At 54.7% G+C, this 8184-nt stretch carries 7 protein-coding genes and 2 pseudogenes; 5 read left to right on the top strand and 4 right to left on the bottom strand.

Features of this window, described 5'->3' with window-relative positions; translation table 11 throughout:
• Positions 1-551: 551 nt before the first annotated feature.
• Positions 552-1523: a transposase gene (locus ACZYTD_RS15950; RefSeq protein WP_463893523.1), complete on the bottom strand. Its 972-nt coding sequence runs from the start codon at positions 1521-1523 to the stop codon at positions 552-554.
• A gap of 238 nt (positions 1524-1761) precedes the next feature.
• Between ACZYTD_RS15950 and ACZYTD_RS15945 the strand changes: the two genes are divergently transcribed.
• Together ACZYTD_RS15945 and ACZYTD_RS15940 are read left to right on the top strand one after the other, a co-directional pair.
• Positions 1762-2094 (top strand): hypothetical protein, encoded by a 333-nt coding sequence (locus ACZYTD_RS15945; RefSeq protein ID WP_463893521.1) that lies wholly within the window; start codon positions 1762-1764, stop codon positions 2092-2094.
• A 90-nt stretch (positions 2095-2184) separates the two neighbouring features.
• Positions 2185-2607, top strand: a complete 423-nt coding sequence (locus ACZYTD_RS15940; protein WP_463893519.1) for a DsrE family protein — start codon at positions 2185-2187, stop codon at positions 2605-2607.
• Positions 2608-2866: 259 nt separating this feature from the next.
• On the opposite strand, the gene ACZYTD_RS15935 is transcribed toward ACZYTD_RS15940, so the two are convergent.
• Entirely contained in the window at positions 2867-5062 is a 2196-nt protein-coding gene (locus ACZYTD_RS15935; RefSeq protein WP_463893518.1) for a TIGR03768 family metallophosphoesterase, read from the bottom strand.
• Positions 5063-5482: 420 nt separating this feature from the next.
• On the opposite strand from ACZYTD_RS15935, the gene ACZYTD_RS15930 reads away from it, so the two are divergent.
• Complete coding sequence (locus tag ACZYTD_RS15930; protein WP_463893531.1) at positions 5483-6160, top strand: ParB-like protein; 678 nt, start codon at positions 5483-5485, stop codon at positions 6158-6160.
• A gap of 18 nt (positions 6161-6178) precedes the next feature.
• Here ACZYTD_RS15930 and ACZYTD_RS15925 read toward each other — a convergent pair.
• Positions 6179-6277: pseudogene (locus tag ACZYTD_RS15925) on the bottom strand (LrgB family protein); the annotation flags it as partial.
• 287 nt (positions 6278-6564) lie between these two features.
• The gene (locus ACZYTD_RS15920; protein ID WP_463893516.1) at positions 6565-7341 is read right to left on the bottom strand and encodes a substrate-binding periplasmic protein; all 777 of its coding nucleotides are present in this window, start codon (positions 7339-7341) and stop codon (positions 6565-6567) included.
• 102 nt (positions 7342-7443) lie between these two features.
• Between ACZYTD_RS15920 and ACZYTD_RS15915 the strand changes: the two are divergent.
• Both ACZYTD_RS15915 and ACZYTD_RS15910 read left to right on the top strand, forming a co-directional pair.
• Positions 7444-7596, top strand: a pseudogene (locus tag ACZYTD_RS15915) (LysR family transcriptional regulator); the annotation flags it as partial.
• A 169-nt stretch (positions 7597-7765) separates the two neighbouring features.
• A complete protein-coding gene (locus ACZYTD_RS15910) occupies positions 7766-8068 on the top strand; it encodes a DUF3144 domain-containing protein (protein ID WP_463893515.1) in 303 nt (100 codons plus the stop codon).
• The last annotated feature ends 116 nt before the right edge of the window (positions 8069-8184 follow it).

Raw genomic sequence — 8184 nt, 5'->3', positions numbered from 1 at the left:
ACTCTCACCAAATGCTGAAAAAACCCTACTCACAGTTTGACCAAACCTCCATCCAGCTCAAGAAATAGGTTTATCTGCAGCAAATCAGTGCCCAGTATTGCTTCATGGGTGGGCAAAACAGGGCGCTGTTCCCTTTACGTGTTGGGCCTGATCTATACTTGAAGTAGGTTCTCTAGACAAGGACCAAAAGGACATCCACTCTCACCAAATACTGAAAAAGCCCTACTCACAGTTTGACCGAACCTCCATCCAGCTCAAGAAATAGGTTTATCTGCAGCAAATCAGTGCCCAGTATTGCTTCATGGGTGGGAAAAACAGTGCAAAAATGACACCCACTCTCACCAAATACTGAAAAAACCCTACTCACAGTTTGACCAAACCTCCATCCAGCTCAAGAAATAGGTTTATCTACAGCAAATCAGTGCCCAGTATTGCTTCATGGGTGGGAAAAACTGCGGGGGTATGTCAGCGTGGACTCATACGCATATAATAAGGTATAAGCCTGCGGCCCAATGCGCTCCGGTTAATATCAGCAGGTGAGCTGATTACTGTCAGCTTGGTCTTAGCAAACTGCCTCTGACACTCTGCCGGCTCGTGAGTCTGGCAAAAGCGCTGGCGCCAGTGACCAGCCCGATAACGGTGCCGCGTGAGAGCTGTTTTAGTGCCAGGTTCGACAGGAAACTGTCCCGCTCAATCCCCAGACGGGACAAGATTGGCGGCTCATCAGCGGCAATCGCGCCGCGCTTATCATAACGCCGCACTCTACCCGTCCAGTCGAGTAACAACAGGTAATCCTGGAAGGTATAGGGCAGACAATCGGGCTCTGGATGAGCGCTTCTGGCAAATGGCAATAACCAGGGATGATCCGCTTCCGGCTGTGGTGTGCTGGACTCCACCAACCGTTGATGGATGGAAACATCCGCCGACTCTTCCGGTGCGGCAACCAGACTGGCACGTAGCGGATTAAGATCCACATAGATCATACAGGCCAGGAGCCCCACCTCATCCAGTATGGCTTGGGATTTAAAGCGCCCTTCCCAGAAGCGGCCCTTGCAGCCATCTTCGATGTTGGCTTGGCGTGCAATGTGTTCGTTCAGACAACGCATATACCAGGAGACATCGCAAAGTCGCTGGCGCCACAGGGCAAGCAGTTTCTCTACCTGCTCGTTTTGAGCCGCTACCGTCTGGCTGTTTTGCCAGCTTTTGACTATCTCAGGCACTCGAAACAGTCGGCCCCAGCGGGAGATAACCTCGTCATGGCTCAAAGATAACGCCTTGTCGTGATTGATATGCAGCACCAGATGGTAGTGGTTGGACATCACCGCATAGGCGCACAGCTCTATGGTGAACACCTCTGCCAGCAGCGCTAGCCGAGCCAGCACCCAGCCTTTGCGATGACTGTAGTCATTCCCGGTCAAGGCATCCTCCCCACACAGGAAGGCGCGGCGCACACAACGACCAATGCAGTGATAGTTAGGCGTGGAGGATGGGCAAATCAGCTGGCTGCGAGGTAGGGTCATCATCTACTCCAACAGAACTATCCTGTGCAAAGTGTAGATACTGTTTTTATATACAGCAAGCTGAGATGGGTGTCCCGCCTGTCCCGTGTGTGCAAAGTGTAGACACTGTTTTTATATACAGCAAGCAGAGATGGGTGTCCCGCCTGTCCCGCCTCCGCCTGTCCCGCCCGTTCTTGTACAGCAAGCTGAGATGGGTGTCCCGCCCGTTCTCTTTTTAAACTTACTCAGATGAGCAGTGATTATGCCGATGCTAGCAAACCATCCCCATCGCTTTTTGCCTGAAGCATGGCCCTTTGCCGTGCCAGATAATAGCGCCAGCTTTACCACGGACCGGCTCTGGGCACAGCAGTTGCCGATCTTGCAGGTATTCCACTGCCAGGATGGGGATTGGCAATTTTTCAACGGCGATATCGCCGATGACGATGAGTGTCTGATGGTATGCCTGGGTTGTGTCTATGAGCGGGATGCCTCGATTGCCGAGCTGGCCTCCCTGGCGCCGGGTTGGAGTGCCAGCCGGAGCGCCGTGGGCGATAAGTGGCATTGCGAACCCTTCGAGGAAGAGGACGAAGAGTAAATAAGGATTCAAAATGGCATCCCTCTAGGGCGGTACTATCCTTGTGTTACTGCATCACCCACCCTATTTACCATCCATCAGGAGCAACACATGAAAAGAGTAAAACTGTCGGCCATGGTTCTCACTTTGCTGCTCGGTTCGCTATTTAGCTTTTCCTATGCCGCCACGACGAGTGATCCGTTATTTATCAATATGACCTCGGATGATATGCATCGCTCCGAGATGGCCATCGGCTTTGGCAAAAACCAACTGCTAAAGGGCCATCCCCTGGTGGTGTTTATCAATGACAAGGGCGTGCTGGTGGCTGCGAAGAAAAATAGCCCTCACTATGCGGCACAGCAAAAGATGATTGCCGAGATCATCAAGGCCGGTGGCGTTGTCTATGCCTGCCCCAGCTGCATGAAGTTCTATAAGGTTGACCCCGCCGATCTGGTGGCGGGCGTACGCGTCAGCAACCCCGACCTGATGGAGTCGGAACTGTTTAAGGCCAATCAGAAGACCTTAAGCTGGTAACCATAGCCTGGCATCTCTGATCTGCTCACTGGACATCCAGTTGCAGATACCCGCTATACCGTTGGGTGTCCCAACAAAAATCAGGGCGCCTGATGCAGTGGTCTCTGGACCGAGCCGACCATAACCGGGGCAAACGCAACTGGCTGCTGCGCACCATGGACAAACTGGGCCTGGGTTTTGAGTCCTGAGCCTGCAGCCTGAAACCCAAGAGGCAGCACCATCACTGGCGCTGCCTCTTTTTTTTCACTGGAGTTAACGACTATTTGACCGGAAACAATCTCTGCAGATGGGCCTTCATGGTCGGGCTCAGTGACTTGTAGAGCCGGGCATTGTAGGAGGCCGTATAGGGAATGCCCTGGGCGCTTAAATCCAGGTACTGGATGCTGGGATCCTTATAGCTGGCTTCATTATCACAAACCGGTGAGGCGTACTGGATGGCGCCTTGCGGACGGCTGGGATCCATGGGCGGTAATGGCAGCGCTGTCGCGGTGGCCGCCACAGCCGGATCACAAGGAGTCTGGTCGACCAGCTTGCCACCCAGACTGAGCTTCTGATAGTTGACCGAATTAATGGTCAGATTGGTGTGGACTATCTGCTGGGTAGCAATGGCCATCTTTCTGGATCTGTAGGCTGGCGTCCCCTCGGCAAAAGGCGGATCCACATCCACCGCCTCGATGGCAACGCTGTAATCGCTATTGAGGAAGATCTCGAAGGTGCGGAACTGCTGGGGGAAGTCGCGCAGCGAGGAGGTTTCCACCTGCCAGAACCCCTTTTCCGGCTCGTTGGTCGGATCCGGCGAGACAAACGCCTTGACGTGATTGTAATGACGATGGCCCGAGATCCACATCAACAGGTTGGGCGTATTCTGCAACTTCTCCACCAATCCCTTGAGGGTCACGGCATTCTGGGCTGTGGTGGAGCGGTCGCCAAACGGATTGCTGCTGGCATCATAGCCCCCCAGCCACCACTCCAGCTCGGTGCCGATATTGCTGACGCCAATCGGAATATGGGCAGCGATGATCATCAACTGGTTGTCACGCTGTCCATCATCCAACTCCGCCTGCAACCAGGCCCAGCGGGTGGCATCCAGAAAGCCGTGGCCATGGATATCCACCGAGCCATCATCCTCGCGCTGGGTATCATCCAGCACTATCACCTTGATGGGCATGGCGGCGTTGGGCACGAAGCTGTAGCAGGCAAAACCGGCTCGCTCGCTTTCGGGCACCAGATGGTAATTGGGGTTGGAGGCGACCAGATTAAAGCCGTGGCCCACCGGCGTGCTGCTGGTATTGAAGAACTCCTGGATCCACTCCTCCCGATGCAAAGCGCGACGATCCGGATCTGCCGCCACCTTGGGCGCCGAGGCGTACTCGTCCACCGCACCGCTATCGATCACCGCGCCCTCCGTGGTCGAGCCATCCAACACCCCTTGGTAGAAGTGTTTCAGCTTCGCAGTAGCCGGATTGCTCTGATCCAGACGCGCATTGTCAAACAGCGCCGAGAAACTGGCCAGATTGGGCGTCAGCAGCTCATCGGGCACAGCCCAGACCGAGTCACTCAAGTAGGAGTCCTGCAAATTGGACTCGTAGACCGGGAAGGAGCCAATCATGAGATGGTCATGGTTACCCATGGTCTGATAGAAGGGGATGGAGTTGTCGAGCCCGGCCGCCTGGAAGCGGCGCTGAAAATCGACAGACTCCTCGCCCTTATGCTCCCCCGAGCTGGGCCGGATCGGCTTGCCATCAAGGACATCCAGATACCAGCGCAATTCGTTGTACATGGAGTTGTTGCTCACATCCCCCAGGGAGATCACAAAGTCTAGGGGAGCTTGCTTGTTTAACACGTTGACCGTCTGGATGGCGGCATCAAACACTTGGGAGCTGAAGTTCATCACCGGCGAGTAGATGGAGGTGTTCTGACCGGCATTGCCCGAATTGTTCTGCTGCATAAAAATCAGCTGGTTGGGCGCTTCCTTGTCGGTGAGATGGATATCGGTCATGGCGATAAAGTTAAGCAGCTTGCTGCCTTGGGTCACCGCTTCCGCCACATAGCCAGAAGGCATCAGGTCGGTGCGATTTTGCATTGGCAAGCCCACCTCCAGATAGTGCCACTTGCCATAACCCAGCTCGTCATAGCGGTTCGTCTGGTTGAGCTCGCTCCATGTGAGCGCATTGCCGCCATTGGGACTCAGAGGTGGATCGGCAGGTATCGGCATCACTCCGGCCGAAGGTACATGAGCAGGCGGCTCATAGGCAAAGGTCACCATTCGCTGGGTGGTCTTCACCACCTTATCAGGGTCGATCGGATAGCTTTTGATCTGCTTATCGTGATGACAACCAGCAAGCCAGGGACTCAGAGCCAGACAGATGAGAGTAACCGTAGCGCCGTGATAGCGAGGTAGCCCGGTCACGCTAGCGGCTATGCCATTAGCCGATGGGAGATTGTCCTTAATCATGGGAAGTCCTTCATTACTGATGATGGGGTATTGAGAAATCGCTTATCTAAGTCGAGCAACCCGAAGAGGTGAAATCTGAGAGAAACAAGCAGCAACATATTGTTTTCAAAGAAAAGCCTGCTCTCAATATCCGTTGAAGATACAAGCCATTAGCCCTAATTTACACAGGGATAATGACAAATAGCGCTGAACCGTGACTCGACAGCGGAGATCTCCGGTACCACTAGCTAATCTCGTGACCCGAGGCACATTCTCCTTGCAATTTACTCCTGAAGGCGTAGGGTTTTTGGCGGCCATAGACTGAATCCCAATCGGAGCCTTACCCATCAGGAGAGTGGCATGTCACCCAGCTCACCCCGCGTCCGGGCCCCCCTGCTGCGTCAACAGTGGGATCGTCTGCGCCGTCTGGTCATCTTCGTCATGCTCACCCTCTGCTCTCCCCTGCTCTGGGCCAAGGATTCCCTGCAAAAATGCGATAGCCAGCTCGCTCCGGGTAGCAAATGCCGCATCGATATCAATGCCCTGCACCCCACCCAACCGGGGATCGGACTGTTGCAGGTGGATGAAGAGGTGCAAAAACTCAAGGAGAAGGGCGCCAAAAAGCTGTGGAAGTATGCGCAAAAGAAACGCATCCCTGTGGTGATTGGGCCCGATGGCACATATTGGCTGGTAGACCGCCACCATCTGACCCGTTCGCTATGGACGCTGGGGATGCGCGAGGTGCCGGTGGAGATAGAGGCCGTGCTCAGTGACAAGGCCAGCTTCTGGCCCCAGATGCAGGCCCACCACTGGGCCTGGCTCAAAGACGAGCAAGGTCAAGCCATCACGCCAGAGCAACTGCCACGCCACATTGCTCTGCTGCCCGATTACCCCTACCGCTCCCTGGCTGGCTACGCCGAGGATGCCGGTCTGTTCCAGAAGCAGGGGCAGATCTACTTTATCGAGTTTGCCTGGGCCCAATACCTGGGCGAGAAGCTCAAGTGGCGACCCGTGACCCGGGACAATCTGCCCACCCTGCTCAAGGCCAGTGAAATTCTCGCCTGCCTGCCCGATGCCGCCACCCTGCCGGGCTACCCCGGCCAGAGCTGTGGCCATTAACCAATTAGCCCCCCACTACTAGAAGATCCGCCCCAGCAGCGGGGCCAACAGCACTGTCATCATACCGGCTATCATCATCACCATGCTGAAGATGACCCCCTCGCCGTTGCCCATCTGATTGGGTAACCGAGCTCTTTGCTCAATCTCCACAGCTTACTGGCACATCGTGCGCCATAGAAGCCACCGCTACTATCGTCTCCGCCGTGAGCCCTCTGCCACGCCATGACCTCGAGTGGCCTACTCTCTCCGAGCGAGCCGACTATCTGGAATTGTAGCGGCATAGAGCGAGCATCCTGTGGGGTGCATGGAGTGCATGGGGTGCCTTGCATTTGGGCCGTTTTATCCTCCAGCCGTTCAGATGGCCATGCCTATAACAGCAAATTGAAAGTGCTTGCCCTAGAGGTTCAATTATAGGTGTCGGGCGGGCCTGGAAGATCAAGTCCTGGATAGTACTCTTTGAATATCTTCTCAAACGAGCCATCTTTTTTCATGGCTCTCAACGCCGAATTCCATTTTTCAACAAGCTCGACAGGAGCTCCTTTTGAGGCCGCAATGTAGACCAGCCCCCCCATGAATACATACAGCAGTTTCACCTCTGCCTTGGTGTGTCCTACGGCTGCAGTGTGTGCATTGACGCTATCTGGTGAAGAGGCGATGACGTCAAACCGATCTGAAAATAGCTTTTTCCAGTTCAGTGTCTGATCTCTTGTAATATCAAGATTTTTGAAACCGGCTTGTGTAAGGAATTGCTCTGCTGCATCGCCTCTATAAACGCCAATACTCTTCAGTTTTCTGGCATCGTCCAGGCTCTTGATTTCGATCTTCGAGTCGATTTTGGCGTAAAAGCCGCGAGCCGTTTCTGCAATAGGACCTATCCATTGATATAACGGGTTCCGATCTGCTGTGCGTGTCATGGAGAAAAGAATGACATTGGGTCTGGAGTTGAGCTCGTTTAAACCTCTGGCCCATGGAACCATGCGAATAACGTCACTGTTTCCGACGCGTCGCTGGATCTCTCGCACTATCCTCACGGCCATGCCATCGAGCTCACCATCCGGCCCGACAAACTGGATGGGTTTGTAATCTTCACAATAGATATCCAACGCTTGTGCATAGGTGCCCGTCGAGATGATCAGGCCAAGCACCATTGATATGATGGCAGTTTTATAGAGGTCATTCATACACGTACACGCCATACATGCACTCGCATTGCATCATTGTTATTTCGTTAGTGTAGATGAGATCAGGAGCGTTAACGACCCCGTATGGGCCGCTCTCGGCACTGCCAGGAGGCGGGCTTTGCTCCCGCCATCGCCGCCCTCAGCAGCCAGTGGGATTTCCTGGCCGCCATGGTGCGCAGCGGCATGGGGGTGATCTGGCCCAAAGCGCGGTATCTCTCCCGTACCACCGAGGCCTGGCTCGCCCTGTGCAGGGAGCTGTTGTCCAGCCAACAGGCGAGGGAAATGGCGTATAACCAGGGTGGGCATACTTTTATAGATTTGATTTTATTGAACTATTTTGTTGATTCATACTTGGCAGCCAATACCGTCCCTGCTGTAATAGCCGCCATTATCAGACACAAACCCTGACCAACCGGGAGAAAACATGAGTCACACAGAATCACAGCAAACCGATCCACAGCAAGAAGCCTTCTGGCTACGTACCGATGACGTGATCGCCCTGGCCAACCAGCAGAGCGAGCAGGCCAGCAGCGAAGAGGTCAGTGGCTCCCTGCTCTACGCCAGTGCCCGTTTCAACGCCTTCCTGATCGCCGCCACTGCGGGTAACAAGGCCTCGCTGGAAGCCAATAAGGAGGCGGCGATCGAGTACTTCACCGAGCAGTACCGCCAGTTGCTCACCGAGAACCTGGACGACTATCTCGAAAACTTCGACGATTACTCGGCCTGATCCCCTGGGCGCACCGGCTAGAGACTCACCTTCTGCATCTGGCGGATCAGCAAGTCACCCTGTGCGCCCGCCGGTTTGAGCTGACCAGACGTCACGACTGTAATGAGCCACAGCTG

The sequence above is a fragment of the Pseudaeromonas sp. HNCC25DJ180 genome, from assembly GCF_055413345.1.
The sequence above is the reverse complement of the archived record's forward strand: the minus strand, read 5'-3'. Positions and strand labels throughout refer to the sequence as shown.

What these genes read in the sequence shown, in the direction of transcription:
- ACZYTD_RS15945 (WP_463893521.1), top strand. Translation starts at nt 1,762, where the DNA reads ATGCCGATGCTAGCAAACCATCCCCATCGCTTTTTGCCTGAAGCATGG.
- ACZYTD_RS15930 (WP_463893531.1), top strand. Translation starts at nt 5,483, where the DNA reads ATGCTCACCCTCTGCTCTCCCCTGCTCTGGGCCAAGGATTCCCTGCAA.
- ACZYTD_RS15935 (WP_463893518.1), bottom strand. Translation starts at nt 5,062, where the DNA reads ATGATTAAGGACAATCTCCCATCGGCTAATGGCATAGCCGCTAGCGTG.
- ACZYTD_RS15920 (WP_463893516.1), bottom strand. Translation starts at nt 7,341, where the DNA reads ATGAATGACCTCTATAAAACTGCCATCATATCAATGGTGCTTGGCCTG.
- ACZYTD_RS15950 (WP_463893523.1), bottom strand. Translation starts at nt 1,523, where the DNA reads ATGATGACCCTACCTCGCAGCCAGCTGATTTGCCCATCCTCCACGCCT.
- ACZYTD_RS15940 (WP_463893519.1), top strand. Translation starts at nt 2,185, where the DNA reads ATGAAAAGAGTAAAACTGTCGGCCATGGTTCTCACTTTGCTGCTCGGT.
- ACZYTD_RS15910 (WP_463893515.1), top strand. Translation starts at nt 7,766, where the DNA reads ATGAGTCACACAGAATCACAGCAAACCGATCCACAGCAAGAAGCCTTC.